19 protein-coding genes are annotated in these 19,969 nt (G+C 44.9%); 12 read left to right on the top strand and 7 right to left on the bottom strand.

What is annotated here, in order from left to right; all coding sequences use genetic code 11:
• Positions 1–21: 21 nt before the first annotated feature.
• From yejF to ACED46_RS17400, 4 genes are read right to left on the bottom strand one after another with little or no spacing between them, the layout of a single operon-like run.
• Positions 22–1,644: a microcin C ABC transporter ATP-binding protein YejF gene (gene yejF / locus ACED46_RS17415; RefSeq protein ID WP_371722010.1), complete on the bottom strand. Its 1,623-nt coding sequence runs from the start codon at positions 1,642–1,644 to the stop codon at positions 22–24.
• Positions 1,645–1,653: 9 nt separating this feature from the next.
• A complete protein-coding gene (locus ACED46_RS17410) occupies positions 1,654–2,676 on the bottom strand; it encodes an ABC transporter permease (RefSeq protein WP_017068487.1) in 1,023 nt (340 codons plus the stop codon).
• Between the two features lie 31 nt (positions 2,677–2,707).
• On the bottom strand, positions 2,708–3,796 hold the full coding sequence (locus tag ACED46_RS17405; protein WP_004730359.1) for a microcin C ABC transporter permease YejB: 1,089 nt from the start codon (positions 3,794–3,796) through the stop codon (positions 2,708–2,710).
• Between the two features lie 12 nt (positions 3,797–3,808).
• A complete protein-coding gene (locus tag ACED46_RS17400; protein ID WP_017068488.1) occupies positions 3,809–5,704 on the bottom strand; it encodes an extracellular solute-binding protein in 1,896 nt (631 codons plus the stop codon).
• 337 nt (positions 5,705–6,041) lie between these two features.
• Between ACED46_RS17400 and ACED46_RS17395 the strand changes: the two genes are divergently transcribed.
• Positions 6,042–7,085, top strand: a complete 1,044-nt coding sequence (locus tag ACED46_RS17395) for an endonuclease/exonuclease/phosphatase family protein (protein ID WP_371722009.1) — start codon at positions 6,042–6,044, stop codon at positions 7,083–7,085.
• Between the two features lie 115 nt (positions 7,086–7,200).
• On the opposite strand, the gene ACED46_RS17390 is transcribed toward ACED46_RS17395, so the two are convergent.
• Positions 7,201–7,713 (bottom strand): outer membrane beta-barrel protein, encoded by a 513-nt coding sequence (locus ACED46_RS17390; protein WP_240698121.1) that lies wholly within the window; start codon positions 7,711–7,713, stop codon positions 7,201–7,203.
• Between the two features lie 85 nt (positions 7,714–7,798).
• Between ACED46_RS17390 and ACED46_RS17385 the strand changes: the two genes are divergently transcribed.
• The 7 genes from ACED46_RS17385 (at position 7,799) to ACED46_RS17355 (ending at position 14,618) form a co-directional block, all read left to right on the top strand.
• Positions 7,799–8,113 carry a winged helix-turn-helix domain-containing protein gene (locus ACED46_RS17385; RefSeq protein ID WP_017060852.1) on the top strand — a complete coding sequence of 105 codons (315 nt, stop codon included), beginning with the start codon at positions 7,799–7,801 and terminating at the stop codon, positions 8,111–8,113.
• Between the two features lie 200 nt (positions 8,114–8,313).
• On the top strand, positions 8,314–8,733 hold the full coding sequence (rbsD, locus tag ACED46_RS17380) for a D-ribose pyranase (protein WP_017060853.1): 420 nt from the start codon (positions 8,314–8,316) through the stop codon (positions 8,731–8,733).
• A gap of 100 nt (positions 8,734–8,833) precedes the next feature.
• Positions 8,834–10,339: a ribose ABC transporter ATP-binding protein RbsA gene (rbsA, locus tag ACED46_RS17375; protein WP_371722008.1), complete on the top strand. Its 1,506-nt coding sequence runs from the start codon at positions 8,834–8,836 to the stop codon at positions 10,337–10,339.
• The gene (gene rbsC / locus ACED46_RS17370) at positions 10,336–11,322 is read left to right on the top strand and encodes a ribose ABC transporter permease (RefSeq protein WP_017060855.1); all 987 of its coding nucleotides are present in this window, start codon (positions 10,336–10,338) and stop codon (positions 11,320–11,322) included. The genes rbsA and rbsC overlap by 4 nt, the downstream gene beginning before the upstream one ends.
• 127 nt (positions 11,323–11,449) lie before the next feature.
• Positions 11,450–12,328: a ribose ABC transporter substrate-binding protein RbsB gene (gene rbsB / locus ACED46_RS17365; RefSeq protein WP_017060856.1), complete on the top strand. Its 879-nt coding sequence runs from the start codon at positions 11,450–11,452 to the stop codon at positions 12,326–12,328.
• Positions 12,329–12,519: 191 nt separating this feature from the next.
• Positions 12,520–13,464: a ribokinase gene (gene rbsK / locus ACED46_RS17360; protein ID WP_017060857.1), complete on the top strand. Its 945-nt coding sequence runs from the start codon at positions 12,520–12,522 to the stop codon at positions 13,462–13,464.
• 152 nt (positions 13,465–13,616) lie between these two features.
• A complete protein-coding gene (locus ACED46_RS17355) occupies positions 13,617–14,618 on the top strand; it encodes a substrate-binding domain-containing protein (RefSeq protein WP_371722007.1) in 1,002 nt (333 codons plus the stop codon).
• Positions 14,619–14,702: 84 nt separating this feature from the next.
• On the opposite strand, the gene ACED46_RS17350 is transcribed toward ACED46_RS17355, so the two are convergent.
• Entirely contained in the window at positions 14,703–15,494 is a 792-nt protein-coding gene (locus ACED46_RS17350; RefSeq protein ID WP_371722006.1) for a carbon-nitrogen hydrolase family protein, read from the bottom strand.
• 155 nt (positions 15,495–15,649) lie between these two features.
• Positions 15,650–16,072: a lysozyme inhibitor LprI family protein gene (locus ACED46_RS17345; protein WP_371722005.1), complete on the bottom strand. Its 423-nt coding sequence runs from the start codon at positions 16,070–16,072 to the stop codon at positions 15,650–15,652.
• A gap of 336 nt (positions 16,073–16,408) precedes the next feature.
• On the opposite strand from ACED46_RS17345, the gene ACED46_RS17340 reads away from it, so the two are divergent.
• The 4 genes from ACED46_RS17340 to ACED46_RS17325 all read left to right on the top strand — a co-directional run bounded on the left by ACED46_RS17340 (position 16,409) and on the right by ACED46_RS17325 (position 19,792).
• Positions 16,409–17,980: an EAL domain-containing protein gene (locus tag ACED46_RS17340; RefSeq protein WP_371722004.1), complete on the top strand. Its 1,572-nt coding sequence runs from the start codon at positions 16,409–16,411 to the stop codon at positions 17,978–17,980.
• Between the two features lie 96 nt (positions 17,981–18,076).
• Positions 18,077–18,475, top strand: a complete 399-nt coding sequence (locus ACED46_RS17335; RefSeq protein WP_371722003.1) for a hypothetical protein — start codon at positions 18,077–18,079, stop codon at positions 18,473–18,475.
• Between the two features lie 788 nt (positions 18,476–19,263).
• Positions 19,264–19,512 carry a type II toxin-antitoxin system Phd/YefM family antitoxin gene (locus ACED46_RS17330; RefSeq protein ID WP_004730320.1) on the top strand — a complete coding sequence of 83 codons (249 nt, stop codon included), beginning with the start codon at positions 19,264–19,266 and terminating at the stop codon, positions 19,510–19,512.
• A complete protein-coding gene (locus ACED46_RS17325; RefSeq protein ID WP_005377002.1) occupies positions 19,502–19,792 on the top strand; it encodes a type II toxin-antitoxin system RelE/ParE family toxin in 291 nt (96 codons plus the stop codon). Before ACED46_RS17330 ends, ACED46_RS17325 begins: the two co-directional genes overlap by 11 nt.
• Positions 19,793–19,969 lie beyond the last annotated feature (177 nt).

Raw genomic sequence — 19,969 nt, 5'->3', positions numbered from 1 at the left:
GTTTTAAACAAACCCTCTGCGTTATAAAACACCACCAACATTCGAAAGACTCACCAACTGCTTAGTATATTCATGCTGCGGATTACCAAACAAAGTCTCAGTGTCGCCCTTCTCTATTACCTCGCCAGCTTTCATGACGATGGTGTAATGACACAAGGATTTCACGACATTCAGATCATGACTGATAAACAAATAGGTCAGGCCATACTTTTCTTGAAGTGACTTCAGCAAATCCAATACTTGAGCTTGAACGGTTCTGTCCAATGACGATGTTGGTTCATCGAGCAGGATAAACTCTGGCTTTAAAATCAAAGCACGAGCAATCGCAATACGCTGCCTTTGACCGCCAGAAAACTCATTTGGGTAACGGTGACGCGTTTCAGGATCGAGGTCAACCTCTTTCATTACGTCACAGATGCGTTGGTCGAGTTCGTGCTCATCCAATTGTTGATGCACTAACAAACCTTCGCCAATCACCTGAGCGACCGACATTCTCGGGTTTAGCGCAGAAAACGGGTCTTGAAAGACTACTTGCATACGGCTTCTAAACGGAAGCATCTGTTTTCGATCTAAACCTTGAAGCTGTTCACTCGAGTAGGTGATTGACCCTTCACTATCTACCAGCTTAAGTATCGCCATACCGGTCGTCGATTTACCAGAACCACTTTCGCCAACCAAACCGATTGAGTGCCCTTTCTTCAAAGTGAACTCCATGTCGGTCACAGCTTTAACATGAGAAATGGTGCGCTTGAATAAACCGCCCGTGATCGGGAACCAAACACGAAGTTGATTTACATCGAGTAGCGGTTTGCTTTCGGGTGACACAGGAACGGGCAAACCTTTCGGATCAGAGTTAATAAGTTTTTGAGTGTAAGGGTGAGCAGGCGCGTTAAACAGGGTATGACAGTCGTTACTTTCGACCAAGCGACCATCTTTCATTACTGCTACTCTGTCGGCAATCTTACGAACGATACTCAAGTCATGAGTAATGAAAAGCATTGCCATACCCAGCTCTTGCTGCAGGTCTTTTAGAAGGTCGAGGATCTGCGCTTGCACCGATACATCCAAAGCCGTTGTCGGCTCATCAGCAATAAGCAGCTCTGGTTCATTGATCAGTGCCATCGCGATCATCACGCGCTGGCGTTCTCCACCAGATAGCTCGTGCGGATAGGCTGAAATCTTTTGCTCAGGATAGCGAATGCCAACCTTGGATAGCCATTCTATCGCTAAGGCTTGCGCTTTGTTGGTTCTCATACCTCGGTGAATCGCGAGGGTTTCAACAAGCTGTTTTCCGACTCTATGAAGCGGATTCAGCGACACCATGGACTCTTGAAAGATCATGCCGATGCGACCACCACGAATCCCGCGCAGTTGTCTTTCAGAACAACTCAGAATATCGGTGCCAGAGAAGTTAATCTTACCGTTTAAGTAATGTGACGAGCCTTTAGGCAGCAGTTTCAATACTGAATTAGCGGTAACCGATTTGCCTGAACCACTCTCTCCTACCAGAGCAAGTGTCTCACCTTTGTATATTTCTAAAGAGACATCTTGTGTCACTTGCTCTATCGAGTTTTTTCGCCCGAAACCGACAGACAGTTTATCTATGGTCAAAACCGGAGAAGCAGGCGTTGTATTTGAAGTCATAACCTATCCTTACTTCTGTTGATGCGGGTCGAAAGCATCACGCACCGCTTCACCAACGAAGACCAGTAACGTAAGCATCAGTGAAAGCACGACGAAGGCAGAAATGCCAAGCCAAGGCGCTTGTAAGTTAGCTTTACCTTGCGCCAACAACTCGCCTAACGAAGGCGAACCCGCAGGAAGACCAAAGCCCAAGAAGTCTAACGAAGTCAGTGTGGTCACCGAGCCTGAAAGAATAAACGGCATCATGGTTAACGATGCAACCATCGCGTTAGGTAACATGTGACGAAGCATAATACGTTTGTCATCAACACCCATGGCTTGCGCGGCTCGCACATAATCGAAGTTTCGGCAGCGTAAAAATTCCGCTCGCACGATGCCGACTAAACTCATCCAACTAAACAGCACCATAATCCCGAGCAACCACCAGAAATTCGGCTCAATAAAACTCGACAAAATAATCAGCAAGAACAGGGTCGGCATTCCGGACCACACCTCGATGAAACGTTGCCCAAACAGGTCAACCCAACCGCCGTAGTAACCTTGTGTAGCACCAACGACCACACCAATGACACTTGAAACAATCGTCAGAACAAAACCAAAGAGTACCGAGATACGAAAGCCGTAAATAATTCTCGCCAACACATCTCGCCCTTTGTCATCTGTCCCTAACCAGTTAACCGAATCAGGCTCCGATGGTACCGCGCCTGCGATATCAAAGTTGATAGTGTCGTAGCTAAAAGGAATGATAGGCCAAACGATATAGCCACTCTCTTCAATGAGGTCGATTACATACGGGTCTTTATAGTCAGCCTCGGTTTCAAACTCCCCCCCGAATTCTGTCTCTGCGTATTCATTAATGACAGGCACAAACCATTGATTGTCATAAGAAACCAATAATGGCTTATCGTTCGCGATGATTTCAGCGAACAGGCTCAAGCCAAACAAGATGGTAAATATCCAAAGGGAGATAAAACCACGCTTATTTGCTTTAAAACGTAACCAACGAGCTTCAGCTAAAGGGTTGTTAAACATTTATTATCAATACCTTGTTATTCGTTCGCCATTAACGCGCTTCAAAATCAATTCGAGGATCAACCCAGGTATAAGTCAGGTCGGAGATAATGCTCAGCACCAAGCCAAGCAAGGTCATGATATAGAGAGAGCTGAACACCACTGGGTAATCTCGCTGAATGGTCGACTCAAAGCCAAGCAGACCGATGCCTTCGAGTGAAAACATCACTTCAATCAACATAGAACCCGTGAAGAAAATACTAATAAATGCACTCGGGAAACCAGCAATAATGATCAACATCGCGTTACGGAAAACGTGCTTGTAGAGAATGCTGCTCTCGTCCAAACCTTTTGCTCGAGCGGTCACTACATATTGCTTATTGATTTCATCAAGGAAGGAGTTTTTGGTCAGCATGCTGAGTGTGGCAAAGCCGCCGATGACCATCGCGAAAATAGGCAAAGCTAAGTGCCAGAAGTAGTCGCCAATTTGCTGATACCAGTTGAGCTGGTCGAAGTTACTCGACACAAGCCCTCGCAATGGGAACCAACTGAAGTAGTTACCGCTTGCAAACAAGATAATCAGAATAATCGCAAACAAGAAGCCCGGCACCGCGTAGCCGACAATCACCACCGCGCTCGACCAAATATCAAAGCGAGAGCCGTGATGTATCGCCTTCATAATGCCTAAGGGTATCGAAATCACATAGATGATTAACGTACTCCACAACCCTAAGGAAATGGAGACAGGTAAACGCTCGATGATTAAATCAATCACGTTACCACCCTTAAACAGGCTTTCACCAAAGTTAAAGGTCGCGTAGTTTTTCAACATATCGAAGTAGCGAACGTGAATCGGTTTATCAAACCCAAACTGCTTTTTGATCTCTTCAACCACTTCAGGATCAAGCCCGCGTGAGCCTTTATAGCCACTGGCAGACGCTTGATCACTTTCACTTAAATCAACTTCTTGTCCACCACCAGAAAAACGCTCCATAATGCCAGAGTTATGCCCTTCTAATTGAGCAACAGCTTGCTCTACCGGGCCTCCAGGCGCTATCTGGATGATGAAAAAGTTGATGGTGATGATCGCCCACAGCGTGGGGATCACCAACAATAAACGTCGAAATATATACGCGGCCATGCTAACTAACTCCTAGCGACGTTTTTCAGGAAGCAAAGCCGCCTTCTCTTCTGAAATCCACCATGTATCGATACCTAAATCGTATTTAGGCAATACATCTGGACGCTCAAACTTGTCCCACATTGCTACGCGATACTCGCCAACGTGCCATTGCGGGATGTTGTAGAAATTCCACTGCAATACTCGGTCTAGTGAACGACCTAGTGTAAGAAGCTTTTCAGGGTGCTGTTGGTTACGCGCAATTTCTTCTGTTAACGCGTCAACCACTGGATCGATAACACCTGCAGTATTGTAAGTAGAATCAATGTAGTTAGAGTTCCAAACGATCATTAAGTTCGGGCTAGGATAAGGGTTTGCGGAAAATGACGACGAAACCATGTCGAAATCACGATCACGCAAGCGCTTGATGTATTGAGTGGTATCGATGGTACGGATCTTCATCTCAATACCCATGCGCTTAAGGTTCTTTTGAACCGGCGTTGCGATACGTTCCGTGGTTGGGCTGTAAATCAACAACTCAAATGACATCGGCTTGCCAGTCTTTTCGTTGGTCATGACTTTGTCTTTCAGCACCCAACCCGCTTCTTTCAACAATTTGAAAGCGGTACGCATTTGGCTACGAATACGACCGCTACCATCGGTGACGGGTGGTTGGAATTCTTCGGTGAAAACTCGCGGTGGAATCTGATCTTTGTATTGAGACAACAACTCGACTTCAGCTTCGCTTGGTAAGCCTTTCGCTTCGTAGTCGGTATTTTGGAAGTAGCTACGAGTACGCTTGTACTGACCATAGAACATGTTCTTGTTCATCCACTCAAAGTCCATCGCATAGGTTAACGCTTCACGCACTTTAGGATCCGAGAACACAGGTGATTGAATGTTGAAGACGAAACCTTGAGTCGTTTCAGGCTTCTCGTGGTTGATCTCTTCTTTAATGATGTAGCCTTTATCGAAGTTCGCGCCCGTATAAGAGTTAGCCCAGAACTTAGCCGAATTCTCGGTTCGAAGATCGAACTCCCCTGCTTTGAACGCTTCCAACATTACCGTGTCGTCACGGTAGTAATCGTATTGCACCTGCTTGAAGTTATTGCGGCCAACGTTAACTGGTAGGTCTGCTGCCCAGTAGTTTTCATCTAGACCATAGGTAACACTTTGGCCTGATTTGTAGCTGATGATCTTATAAGGACCACTACCGACTGGTGGCTCACTTAGAGGCTCAGACAGCTTTCTGTCTTTCCAGAAATGTTTCGGCAATACACGAGTGCTTTGCGCGAAGCTAAACAGTTTTTCGCGGTTTGGACTGTTCATTTCAATACGAACAACCAAATCAGAGACCGCTTTTACTGACTTAATCTCTTTGTAATACACACGATACTGAGGCACGCCCTCGGTTGAGAACTTGTCAAAAGTAAAGGCAACATCATGCGCAGTGATAGGCTCGCCATCTTGGAATTTAGCATTTGGGTTGATGTCGATTTCCATCCAAGTGAAATCACTGGAGTAGCGAACCTTTGAAGCGATCAATGGATAGTACGCATCAATCTCGTCACTCGGAGAAAACATCAAGGTATCGTAAATCTCTCCGGTATAACTTGCAGCAACGCCGCGGGAACCGAATCGATTAAAGCTATCGTACGTACCTATGCTGCCATAGGTCACTTTGCCCTGCTTTGGCGCATCAGGATTAACGTAATCGAAGTGAGTGAAATCGGCTGGATATTTTGCTTCACCAAAACCAACCAGTTGTGTGGTTTCAATAACGGTGACAGCAGGAGTTGATTGGGTTTCAGAAGCGTAAGTAACGGAGGGTTGTAAAGCTATAAGCGGCAACATGATTGCACATGACTTCAAATTAAACCTGAAAAACTGAGTGCGTTGCGAGGCTTTGCGTCGAAAAACTGTTCCCATTTGACTCTCCCTTCAAATGTCATGAATTCTATATTCAAGTTGATTTATCGGCTTTGAATGCATGCCGTTAAATCAAGTATAGGTTCAAATCTAACATCATGTAATAACTAATAAAACCATCAGCACTCTATCTCTGACGGTTTATTTACAAATTACTCGTCACCGCTCGAAGTTATTGGATGCAGTGAGCTTTGATTGCTTAGCCTGAATGACACAAGCCTCCACAGCTTAGATTTCCTTTGATTCGCTTCTAAATTGAAGTTTAGGTTCTAAATAATCAACAAACTATACTTTTACTGGAGTATCCTTGCTGCCTAGGTCTAAATGGAATGACACTTTGAACAAACCAAACCAAATAACATTCGCAACGTTCAACCTTCTGAACTATCTCGAGCCACCGAATGCTTATTATGATTTTGAGAACATCTACAGCTTCGAAGAATGGCAGAAGAAGCAACATTGGATGGCTGAAGCGATTCGTTCATTAGATTGCGATGTGATTGGCTTCCAAGAGATATTTAGCCCGCAGTCTTTAGAGCAATTGATGAACGACCTAGGTTATCCATACTTTGCAGTGGTCGATAGCGCACACGTTGAAGATGATTACCTATACACCTCACCTGTCGTTGGTATTGCTTCCCGTTACCCTATTGAAAACGTTCAGCCTGTTACGCCAGATTCGACGTTACTGACAGCATTCAACCTTGGCGACAAATTCTCATTCAACAGAACAGCTGTTCACGCGACGATTACGTTACCCCATTTAGGTTCAACCGACTGTTATGTGGTGCACTTCAAATCACAACGTCCGACAGAACCAAAAGCAGAATCTGTCGATACGAACAACGCTCAGCAAGGTGCAAAACCACAAAGTGACACGCTCACTCGTTTTCACCAAGAACGGCTTGGCTCTTGGCTATCCAGTGCCCAACGCGGCCTAGAAGCTCAGATGCTGCATCAATACATCACCAACCAACGCTACCAAACCGATCAACCTGTTGTGTTGATGGGTGATTTTAATAAGCCTCTATTTAATGATGAGTTTAAAGGGCTGTTGAGTTACTCAATCAACCGAGACGAAAACAGCAAGCATTGGCTATCCCACTTTCGATTAAAAGACAGCTGGGATCTTTACCATCAGCTACATGAAGAAGATTTGCTTGAACAGCGTAAGCCAACCCATTACTACGGCGCATCTGGGTCTGTACTGGACTACATTTTGATGTCGAACGAGTTTGATTGTCAGAACTCGTCTAGTTTGATGGAGATCTCTAGCTACACAGTGTTAGACCATCACCTCACCAATCCAAGCTTTGAACACGACCAATTCAGTACGGACCATGCCATCGTGTCTGTTACCGCTCATATTCGTGAAGCCTAGAGTTAAACATAAAAAAGCCGCAGTCAAAAACTGCGGCCTTCCACTTTAGCTAAACGGGTTGAGCTAACCGACGCCCCATTTAGAAACCGATTTACCGTTTAGCAAAGTATGAAACTTAGAATGTGTACATTGCGCCTAAGTAGAAAGAATCCAGAACAACAGTATCTTCTGTCTTGTGTCCGTTTTCGTAATCTTCGATATCAAAAGCATCGGCTTCGTACGCTAAGCGAAAGCTCAACGAAGACATTGTAGGTGGCGTATATCCAACACCAACACCCATACGGATGCCATCTCCCGAATCATCAAAACCATCTCCTGAAGGGCGAGAGCCATCAGCAAGCTTCATGTCTAGATCAATAGTCGACAGACCGATAGTGCCAAATGGACGAATGCCATTATCAAACGTGTAACCGAGGTTCGCCGTTACCGAAAAGATTTGAGGTGTCCAAGTGAAAACCTTATTACCAGATTTCGTTTTCAGGGCGATATCACCAAAATCTGTGTATTGAGCTTCAACCGAAACAATGCGGTTAAATTTGTAACCAGCAATTAATCGGTAAGTATTGTCTTCGGCTTTAAAAGTAATAGGCTCACTGATCGTGTCAGTTAACCCGCCCACTTCGACCATTAGCACACTTAAATAATTACCCGCTCCAACAGCAGGCCAATTTGCTCAATCTCCACAATTTAGAATAAGACGAACAGAAAACACGATGAACCACACAATAGACTTCAACGGCTTAATCATTGATATCGACGCTCGAACGATTACCAACCAGCAAGGAAACAAAATCACTTTGCGCCCTCGCCTATTAGCAGTGCTCTGCTTGTTATTGGAAAATGTGGGAAGACCGATCTCAAGAGAGCATATTGTTGATGTGTGTTGGGACGGACAACTCTCGTCACCACATGTTCTTGCAAACGTAGTCTATAACCTACGCAATGTGTTCGCGCGATTAAGAGCATCCAACGTCCAGATCATTACCATTAGTAAGTTCGGATATGCGCTATCGATTGAACCCACGTAAAAGGATTTATGCAATCAATGGCGGTGACTAAGATCACCAAAAAACGCCCCATCGAAACGTTTCGATGATCATTATCACACTCTAAAACAATCAAACGTGCAAATGATAAATCAGACACTATTATCACTATCGAAACGTTTCGATGGCTTTTCTTGAGTTGTTCTCAACCCATCAAGCGTTATTTTTCGATAGGTCGTGATATGAAAAAAAGTACTTTAATAAACTCTGAACTCTCTTACCTAGTGGCGACTCTTGGCCACACAGATGAAATCACGATTTGTGACGCGGGCCTGCCGATTCCAGACCACGTAACTCGTATTGATCTTGCTTTGACTCACGGTGTCCCAAGCTTTCAGCAAACGGTAAAAACCATGCTGGATGAATCTCAAATCGAAGGCGTTGTGATTGCAGAAGAGTTTGCGAAAGTAAGCCCAGAGCACCACGCAGCGCTGATTGATTTAATCAAGACAGAAGAAGCACGTTGTGGCAAATCGCTTTCTATTACTTACATCACTCATGAAGAATTCAAACAGCGAACGCATGAAAGCCGTGCAGTGATTCGCACCGGTGAATGCACACCATACGCAAATGTTATTTTCCAAGCTGGCGTAACCTTTTAGCTCAAGCAAAACGCAACGACAGCTCAGTGTCATCACTGAACCAAAAACAATACATAGACAGAATAATCAAATACAACTGGCCCCGAGTAAAGGAACCGACATGACTCAAGCCATTTTAGAACTTAACTCAATTGAGAAAACCTTCCCTGGTGTTAAAGCACTGGATAAGGCAAGCCTCAACGTTTATCCAGGACGCGTAATGGCGTTAATGGGTGAAAACGGTGCAGGTAAATCAACGCTCATGAAAGTGCTGACAGGTATTTATCACTTGGACGGCGGCACTATCGCCTACCAAGGAAAACCTGCTGCATTTAAAGGGCCACGTGATTCTCAACAAGCAGGCATTAGCATCATTCACCAAGAACTGAATCTAATTCCTGAGTTGACCATCGCCGAGAACATCTTCTTAGGTCGTGAAATCACTGGCACCATGGGTCGTATCTTGTGGAACGAGATGTACCAAGAAGCAGACAAGCTACTTAAACGCCTTAACGTGAAACACAGCTCGAAAACGCCTCTAGGTCAGTTGAGCCTTGGTGAGCAGCAAATGGTAGAGATTGCGAAAGCCCTATCGTTTGAATCTAAAGTCATCATCATGGATGAACCAACCGATGCGCTAACCGATACCGAAACTGAATCTCTGTTTAAGGTGATTAACGAATTGCGCGATGAAGGCTGTGGCATTGTTTACATCTCTCACCGTTTGAAAGAGATCTTCGAGATTTGTGATGACATCACCGTGCTGCGTGACGGTAAGTTCATTGGTCAGTGTGAAGTAAAAGACACCGACGAAGATGGCCTAATCGAAATGATGGTTGGTCGTAAGTTAGACGAACAATATCCACGTATCGGCCAGAGCCATGGTGAAACTTGTCTTGAAGTGATTGGCCTGACGGGTTCTGGTGTTCACGATGTGAGCTTTACGCTAAAACGCGGTGAAATCCTGGGTGTATCTGGCCTAATGGGTGCTGGCCGAACTGAACTGATGAAAGTGATTTACGGTGCCCTTCCAAGTGAACGCGGCGTCATCAACCTAGAAAATAAAACCATCAACCCTGTAAGCCCGAAAGACGGCTTGGCCAATGGCATTGCTTACATCTCTGAAGACCGTAAAGGCGATGGCTTAGTTCTAGGGCTTTCTGTTAAAGAAAACATGTCGTTATGTTCACTTGACCTACTAACAAAGAGCGGTCAAATCCAACATAAAGACGAAGTGATTGCAGTAGATGACTTCATCAAGCTATTCAACATCAAAACCCCGACGCGCGAACAGATTATTGGCAACCTTTCTGGTGGTAACCAACAGAAAGTGGCTATCGCTAAGGGCTTGATGACCAAACCAAAAGTACTGATTCTCGACGAGCCAACGCGCGGTGTCGATGTCGGTGCTAAGAAAGAGATTTACCAACTCATTAATAAATTTAAAGCCGACGGCATGAGCATCATTTTAGTCTCATCTGAAATGCCAGAAGTGTTAGGAATGAGTGACCGCATCATGGTGATGCATGAAGGCCGTGTAAGCGGTGAATTTGATGCTAAAGAAGCAAACCAAGAATTATTACTGGCGTGTGCGGTCGGTAAAAAGATCAACGAGGACGCAGCATGAGTACTAAAACCATGAGCAAAACAACTGAAGCTCCAAAGAAAAAACCGTTAATCAGCAAAGAGTGGCTGATTGATCAAAAGTCATTGATTGCTTTGCTCTTCCTGATTGTTGTCGTTTCTTTCTTAAACCCGAACTTCTTTACTGTCGACAACATCCTAAACATTCTGCGCCAAACCTCGGTTAACGCAATTATCGCTGTAGGTATGACGCTGGTTATCTTAACCGCGGGTATCGACTTGAGTGTTGGTTCTGTACTGGCGCTTTGTGGTGCGTTCGCAGCCAGCATGATTGGCATGGAAATCCCTGTGATGATCGCAGTACCAACCGCTCTTGTAGCAGGTGCAGCATTAGGTGCGATTAGTGGTGTGATTATCGCTAAGGGTAAGGTTCAAGCCTTCATCGCAACGCTTGTCACCATGACACTACTTCGCGGCGTAACCATGGTTTACACAGATGGTCGTCCTATTTCAACAGGCTTCACAGACACAGCAGACGCATTCGCTTGGTTCGGTACTGGCTACGCAATGGGTGTACCGGTTCCAGTATGGATCATGGTCGTGGTATTCGCAGCAGTATGGTACCTACTTAACCACACACGCTTTGGTCGCTACGTTTACGCACTGGGTGGCAACGAATCAGCAACTCGCCTATCAGGCATCGACGTAGACAAAGTAAAAATCGGTGTTTACGCAATCTGTGGTCTGCTAGCTGCAGTGGCAGGCATCATCGTGGCATCGCGTTTGTCATCTGCTCAACCAACCGCAGGTATGGGTTATGAGCTAGACGCTATCGCAGCCGTAGTTCTTGGCGGGACAAGCTTAGCTGGCGGTCGTGGCCGTATCATGGGCACATTGATTGGTGCTCTGATTATCGGCTTCCTAAACAACGCCCTAAACCTACTAGACGTATCTTCTTACTACCAGATGATTGCAAAAGCAGTGGTTATTCTTCTGGCAGTATTGGTCGACAACAAAAACAAATAAAACCTATTCACACTCTAGGTTAATACAAGTAACACCCTGTTTTACCTTAAAATATTAGAATCTATAAATAATGTAACAACGAGCTAGGACTCACCTCTTAGCTCCCCCTACACAAAGGACTTACACCATGAAAAAATTAGCGACTCTTATTTCTGCTGCTCTTCTTTCTACAACAGTATCTGTGTCTGCACAGGCGCAAGATACAATGGCAATCGTTCTGTCTACATTGAACAACCCATTCTTTGTAACCATGAAAGATGGCGCAGAAGCGAAAGCTGAAGAGCTAGGCTACAAGCTTATCGTTCTGGATTCTCAAAACGACCCAAGCAAAGAGCTGTCGAACATTGAAGATCTAACCATTCGTGGTGTTAAGGCAATCCTGATCAACCCAACAGATTCAGACGCCGTGTCTAACGCAATTCGCATGGCTAACCGTTCAAACATCCCAGTACTAACACTAGACCGTGGTGCAAGCCGTGGTGACGTAGTAAGCCACATCGCTTCTGATAACGTAATCGGTGGTGAAATGGCAGGTCACTTCATCATGGAAAAAGTGGGCGAAAAAGCGAAAGTAATCCAACTTGAAGGTATTGCTGGTACTTCTGCAGCTCGTGAACGTGGTGAAGGCTTCATGAATGCAGTAAACGGCAGCGACCTTGAGCTTCTTGCAAGCCAACCTGCTGATTTCGACCGTACTAAAGGTCTGAACGTAATGGAAAACTTGCTTGCTGCTAACCCAGATGTACAAGCAGTATTTGCTCAAAACGATGAAATGGCACTAGGTGCACTTCGCGCAGTTCAAGCGTCAGGTAAAGAAGTGATGATCGTTGGCTTTGATGGCACAGACGACGGCATCGCTGCTGTTAACCGCGGCCTACTAGGCGCTACAGTTGCACAACAACCTGACCTAATCGGTTCTCTAGGTATCGAAATGGCAGACAAAGTACTGAAAGGCGAAACAGTAGACGAGTACGTACCAGTACCTCTAAAAATCATCGCTAAGTAATCGTTACTAGGTAACGCGATATAAAGCAGGGAGTTCCCTATCTCCCTGCTTTGATTGGCTCGCTGACTCAAACAAAAGCAAACCCCGACAGTGCATCGCTGTTTCTCATTCCGCTCACAAAAGAGAGCGCACTTAACACCATGAGAAAGACCCATGCATTTTCAAATACGATATATCATAAGGCTCGTATCATGACTCAACTGATTGTTTTAGGTAGCGTTAACGCTGACCACGTACTGCAAGTTCCTTCGTTCCCTCGTCCGGGTGAAACCTTGATTGGCGGTAACTATCAGGTCATCCCTGGCGGTAAAGGCGCAAACCAAGCAGTCGCTGCTGCGCGATTAAACGCAGATATCGGCTTCATCGCCTGTGTCGGTGACGACCCATTCGGCATCAACATTCGTCAAGACTTCGCTAAAGACGGCATCAACATCGACGGTGTTATCGTGGCAGACAACACGCCAACTGGCATCGCGATGATCCAAGTATCCGCAACGGGTGAAAACAGCATCTGTCTTTCTGCGGAAGCGAACGACAAGCTGACTTGCGATCAAATCGAGCCGCATCTAGAGAAGATTCGCGGCGCTGAATACTTGCTGACTCAGCTTGAAACGCCAATTGAAGGCATTGAATACGCTGCGAAAGTAGCAAAAGAGAGTGGCACGCAAGTCATTCTAAACCCGGCTCCTGCTCGTCCATTATCGGATTCACTGCTTGCTTGTGTTGACGTGATTACACCGAACGAAACTGAAGCAGAAGTGCTGACAGGCATTACCGTGACGGACAACGCGTCTGCTCATCAGGCTGCATTGGCTCTGCATGCTAAAGGCATAGAAACGGTAATGATCACGCTAGGCGCGAAAGGCGTGTGGGTGAGTCATCGCGGTCAAGGCAATGAAGCCAGCGAAGGTGAATTAATCGCAGGTTTCCGTGTTGAAGCAACAGATACAACTGCCGCAGGTGACACCTTTAACGGCGCGTTGGTGACAGGCTTGCTTGAAGATATGCCACTTGAGCGTGCGATTAAATTTGCTCATGCTGCAGCTGCTATCTCTGTGACACGCTTTGGTGCTCAAACGTCGATTCCAAGCCGTGCTGAAACCGATGCGTTTTTGGCAGAGCAACTGTCTGCTTAGTTTGATACCTATTTGAAGGCCTAACTTCTGAGCTAAACCGTGGTTAACGGATGTTAGCCTTCAAATTCGGTAACAACAAATAACAAGAATAAGCCCCTGTTTTCAGGCAGAATATCGCCCAACGTGGAAGGTTATTCCCACAAGGATTTTTTATGGCAACAATGAAAGACATCGCACGGCTCGCAAAGGTTTCGACTTCTACCGTGAGCCACGTGATCAACAAATCACGCTTTGTCAGTGAAGAGATTGCTGAGCGTGTTAACAGTGCGGCTAAAGAACTCAACTATGCGCCTTCTGCATTGGCTCGCAGCTTGAAAATGAAGCAAACCAAAACCTTGGGAATGCTAGTGACCACATCCACCAACCCATTCTTTGGCGAAGTGGTAAAAGGTGTGGAACGTCGTTGCTACGAAAAAGGCTACAACCTTATCTTGTGTAACACCGAAGGCGATAGCGAACGCATGAAATCCTCTATCGATACCTTGCTGCAAAAGCGAGTCGATGGCCTGATGCTAATGTGTTCTACCCTTGAAGGCGAACATATCGATGTATTCGAGCGCTACCCAGAACTGCCTGTTGTAGTCATGGATTGGGGCCCTATGTTGTTTGCGAGCGATAAGATCCAAGACAACTCGCACCAAGGTGGCTACATGGCAACTAACCACTTGATAGATAACGGTCATTCTCAAATTGGTTGTATCACTGGCCCACTGCACCGTAATCAAGCTTCGTCTCGTTATCAAGGCTTCAAGCAAGCAATGGAAGAAGCCAATTTAGAGATCAACCCTAAGTGGATTGTTGAATCCAACTTTGAATGTGACGGTGGTTTTGACTCTTATCAGACATTGAAAACTCGTGGCGAAATGCCGTCTGCCTTGTTCGTCAGTAACGATATGATGGCGATGGGCGTGATTCACGCTGCGGCGCAAGATGGCACATCGATTCCGAATGATCTGTCTATCATTGGCTACGATGACATCCACCTGTCGAAGTACATGACACCCGCGTTAAGCACTGTCCACCAGCCAAAACATCGTTTAGGTAAAACCGCAGTGGATACGCTTTTGAGCAGATTACAAACTCCAGATGCTTATCCGCAAGTCGTTGAACTTGAACCTACTCTTGTTGAACGAAGCAGCGTAAAAGCCATTTAAAGCGCCTTCTTAGAGATCTAAACAACAAAGGGCAAGGTTAAAAAACCTTGCCCTTTTCGCTCCTAATGCACTTCACTTATCTTCTTAGCGATTCAACACAGATGCGATTTGCTGTATTTCGTCTAACACATCGACGCCATTGTATTGCGGCGCAATCGAGGGATCTTGAATACTCACGGTTTCTACCGATTGCTTGTCGTTAAGTTTAGTCACTAACTCCCCTTTGGGTGAGTAGGCTCGGCTTCCACCACAATAAGTCGCGGTAAACGCATCAACCACATCCTGTCCAACTCGATTACAAGTCACGACATGACACCCCTCTTCTAAAGCCCTTGCATGAGCAATAGCAAAGCTATGATGACCACCAAAATTCGCGGGATGGAGAATAACGTCGACCGACTGATACTCTCTCATGATCTCCGGGAACCAAATATCGAAGCAAATCGCGACACCAAACTTTAAGCCTTTGTGCTCAAACGAGAGGCGTTCCTCCCCTCTCGAGAAATACTGCTTATCGAATTTGGTTTGACTGATTTTTCTATATTTGTGTCGTAAACCGGAAGCATCCACAACCACGACGCTGTTGTAATATTGGCCGCTATCTTTCTCGGCAATGCCTGCAACAATCAAGGTGTCATGCTTCGCTGCAAGCTGCGTTAATGAATCAATAGTACTGCTGTCGGCGAAGTCTTCAGCCAATTCGTGAATTTCTTCAGCCTCGTTAAAAATATACCCAGTCGTGAACAGTTCAGGCAGTAAAGTAATATCACCGACTGACGGCTCCGCTTGCAAAAGATCAGAGACCGAATCTATATTCTTTTGTTTGTTTTTGTATTCAACTTCAAGCTGAATAAGCGTGATACTGACATTATTCAAAATCGATTCCTTACTAGGTAATACTTAAAGCTGTAATGCTTCAAGCTGGAGACTAAGAACTAAGAACGACAGAGTAGGCCAATCCCCTATCGCTTTCTTATTCGCCCGCCAAAGGTTGAAGCAGGTGCACAGTCCTGTACGTATTTTAAACCTGCCTACGGCGCTAATTTAGGCTCTGGTAAAACCGGAGGCGTGCTGTCCATGTAGGTTAAGAAATTCGCCCACACCTCATGCGTGCGCTGCTTGGTTAACCTTGTCTTACAGGAAAGCGCCATAACCCCTCGAATAGAACCATCACGCCATTGGATGTAAACAGAGTCACAATGTGCTGTCATGTACGCCTGCCAGCTCTCCTGAGCCTTCTTAATTGAAGCTACCAGCTGAGCTTCATAAGCATTGTGCTCAAAGCTGGCTGCAAGGTATTTATCCAGTTCCGCTTGTGCAGATCCCAACTCAATTGCCGCACACTGATTGATCTCGATGGTATTCATCGCATTCTCGCAATCAACAACACCTTCGTCGGCCAACGCAGAGAATGAGAAGCACACCGCTATGAGTGCTGATATCAGTTTTGTCATAATCATCCTTTATGCTGCCACCACCAAAACGAATCGTGTCGTGACTTTATTTATTTAAACGTGGCTCAATATTTAGCTCATTCAGCCAGAGCAAATAACAATAAAATTTATCAGGATATAAGCATTTGTTATCCGCATAAATCATCAAAAATGACGCCTCGCCAACTCAAATAAATGAGATAACGCTCAGATTTTGCTGGTAAAACTAGAAAACATATTATTTATATCAATAATTCGTGCCTGCATTCACAATATTAATTATTTACATTGCTACGTAATCGTTAACTTTATAAATTAAATCGAATGCTCACATAAATCGGTAACGCTTCTCCAACTATGGATATCAAGTACCAAAACATTGCCAAGACTTCATTTTACTTTGCCATTTCTTTCTTTTTTTCCATGGCAATGCTCATTCCTTTTACACCACATCACTACCAAACATTAACCGAAGACACATCAAGGTTAGTCGAAACTAGGTTAGAAAGGATCCAATCAAGGTTCGACCGTTTTTTATCTGAAGTTAGACCTGAACAGTCTTGCGACGCGATCGTTAGACAGCTTCGACAAAACGTTTTTGAAGCCGATTGGGTAAAAGAAGCAGCGGTATTCAATAAACAGAACCGATTTTACTGTTCAACCACCGATGGTGACGTTTCATTTCGCCTATACAGCACCATCAGGCAGCGACTCAATGACGACCCGAATTTAACAACCCTGTCGTATTCCAACTCGGCCATCACGCAAGTTCAGTCCATCATGCTCATTTTCTCGAACAAAGAAGATGCCGGAGTGAGCCTGATGATTCCGCCACACTTCATCTATGACCTTGTTGAAACAAACCTGAGCAGCCATGGAATACAGGCCAAAGTTGAAGTGATCAAAAGAGATATCCACCCTACCGATATTGACTCATCAATCGCCAAGGTGCGGATACAATCAAACACCTACCCATTGACCATCACCTCATACATTGGGTATCAGTTTTATCTTCACTTCATGTTGAGTTATTTATGGTTTGGCTTTTTGATGGCCGGAATCACCACCATTATTCTCCTTTCCATCAAGCATAAAAAGCAGAGCCAACGCAGCTTAGAATATTCGCTTTCAAGTGCGCTAAAAAACCAACACCTTCATGTTCACATGCAGCCTATCGTTAACCAAAACACCAATGAGATCGTCGGCTGTGAGTCACTATTACGATGGAACGACCCAATTGAAGGTAACGTCTCCCCGGCTATTTTCATTCCGCTTGCTGAAAGCTTAGGCTTAATTGAGGAGCTCACCTACTTCGTGCTGCGCAAAGTATTAATGACGTTGAAAAGCAATCAAGATGTGTTCGACTCAAAGTACATCAGCGTCAACATCAGCCGCAACGTAGTGTCTAACAGTAACTTCTCTAACAAAGTGATCAGCATCTTTAAAAGACACCCTGAGATCCTCAAGCAGGTGGTTTTTGAAGTAACCGAATATGGTGAATGTTCTGATGCCGACATGGTCAAAATTAGAGACAACCTAACCAAGCTATCGAACAGGGGCGTCAGAGTCGCGATTGATGATTTTGGTACAGGCTACGCAGGGTTAGATTTCGTAAGACAGTTCCCGTTCAGCATTCTCAAAATCGATCGCGTGTTTGTGAAAAACATATCCGACGAATCCAGCTTTGGTCTCCCTTTGCTAGAGTCCATGCTTCAACTATCACGCTCCTTAGGCATGCAAGTCATCGTCGAAGGTGTCGAGTATGAATCCCAAGTGAAAATCTTATCTAAGCTCGGTGTCGACTATATCCAAGGCTTCTATTTTTATAAGCCGATGTCGATAAACCTGACTGTCAGCTTACTCAGGCAGCAGCATTTTGAGTCCGATAACGTTGAGGAACAAACCAACCAGACATTTCCTGTTACATAAGCCACTGAAAAACCGCGAAAGAAAACGCGAAGGCTATGGGTCTCCTTTGATGAACATTTAAATCATCGCATCATTGAATGCATCACAAGGGATATCATGGAAAAGACACTTCAAACCAAACTGGCGACTAGCCTACTACTGCTGAGAATCGGCATTTTTATCGTCTTCTTATTCTGGGGCTTGGATAAGATCCTTGTCCCTGAGCACGCGACAAAAGTACTGTCTGGCTTTTACGGCATCGACATCTCGAACAATGCGATGATGGCTCTGGGTGTCGCGCAGCTCGGATTTTTAGGCGCATTCGTTGTAGGCATGTGGAAAAAGTACACCTACGGAGCCATTTTAGTCCTTCATGCAGGCTCAACCTTTTCCTCTTTTGGAAAATACATGGACCCGTTCAACAACCTACTGTTCTTCGCCTCTTGGCCAATGCTCGCAGCCTGTATCGCACTCTTCTTACTGCGCGACTACGACACTTACAGCGTTGCCAACTAATACAAAGGGCGCCGTTATTGGCGCCCTTTGTGGTTTGCTTGGTTCTTATCAACCTAAGATACTCTGTTAGCTGTATGACCCTATTTTACATTTCTATAAGTTACTAGAAACCCTGTCAAACCTATTGAGAGAGCAGCAATACATACTCCCCTCAGTATTGCATCATTGAGATAAGCTGAGTAGAAAAGCATTGCAATAAATGCACTACATGACACCAAAAAAGGTGCAATTGAACGATGGGTAAAACGTGAAGTATCAACCACACTATAACGATCTAGAACCAAATCCAAGAGCAAGAGCATGTGCATAACAAACAAAACATTTAGTACTGGAAGTACCCAGTAAAACCAACTATCTACAGGAAAGCTAAATAGTTGAACAAAGATAAGGTGAGCCAATATAGAAAATAAAATACTTTTCCAACCATTCGAACTACTTTGTACTCTAATGCGGTATGTTCGTCGGGCGACAGAAGCAAGTGGCTTGACTGAAGAAACCCAAATAGCCAACCAAACTATAAGTAATACCATGGTTCAAGAGCCTCTAAATTAAGGTTTACGCAGCTATTCTGAATTAGGTATCTAGAACTATTATCCCAAGATATCGACACTTTACGCCTTGCTAAGGTGTGAGCAAACCAATACCTTAGCCTCCGCATAATACCTTAAACACATAAACCAACGCATAGTAAAAATGCCACGCGTTGCGAATTATTCTTAAGCAACTTGTTATACCTCTTGGTTGAGGCTAAAATGACCAAAACAAAGACCACTTAAGAGACCCATTACATGACCACTAGAATTTTAGCCGATGTTGCTGCAAGCATTACTGAGTTGAAAGCTAACCCTATGAAAGTTGCAACTAGTGCTTACGGTGAACCTGTTGCTGTACTGAACCGAAATGAGCCAGCATTTTATTGCGTACCAGCCGAAGCGTACGAAATGATGATGGACAGACTCGAAGATCTTGAACTACTAACTATTGCGAAAGAGCGTGAATCTGAAGAGAGTATTTCGGTAAATATTGATGACCTATAAACTCGACTTTAAAAAGAGTGCACTCAAAGAGTGGAAAAAGCTTGGCTCAACGCTTCAACAACAATTTAAGAAAAAGCTAATCGAGCGTTTAGATAACCCGCATGTTCCGGCTTCAAAACTCTCTGGAGCTGACAACATGTATAAGATTAAGCTGCGCCAATCGGGCTACCGTCTCGTCTACAAAGTTGAAGACGATGTCATCATTGTAACCGTCTTAGCAGTCGGAAAACGCGAACGTAGCGATGTTTACCGTAAAGCTATGAAAAGGTTAGATGATTGATTGCGGTATCAGCCGCATTAAGTGGTGAACAACGCGACCACCCAAGCCTAAACCTTGCCACTTTTAGCACTAAAGCCGACCTAAGCTGAAATTGCCAAGCGTTGAGAATCCCTCTTAAATGCTTGTATGGATAATAAGCACTCCAATCGGGTAATGTGAGACCCAGGCTTTAGCTGC

Source organism: Vibrio sp. 1S139 (genome assembly GCF_041439475.1).
GTDB classification, from domain to species: domain Bacteria; phylum Pseudomonadota; class Gammaproteobacteria; order Enterobacterales; family Vibrionaceae; genus Vibrio; species Vibrio crassostreae_C.
Note: the sequence above shows the minus strand (reverse complement) of the source record. Positions and strands in the feature narration are given on the sequence as shown.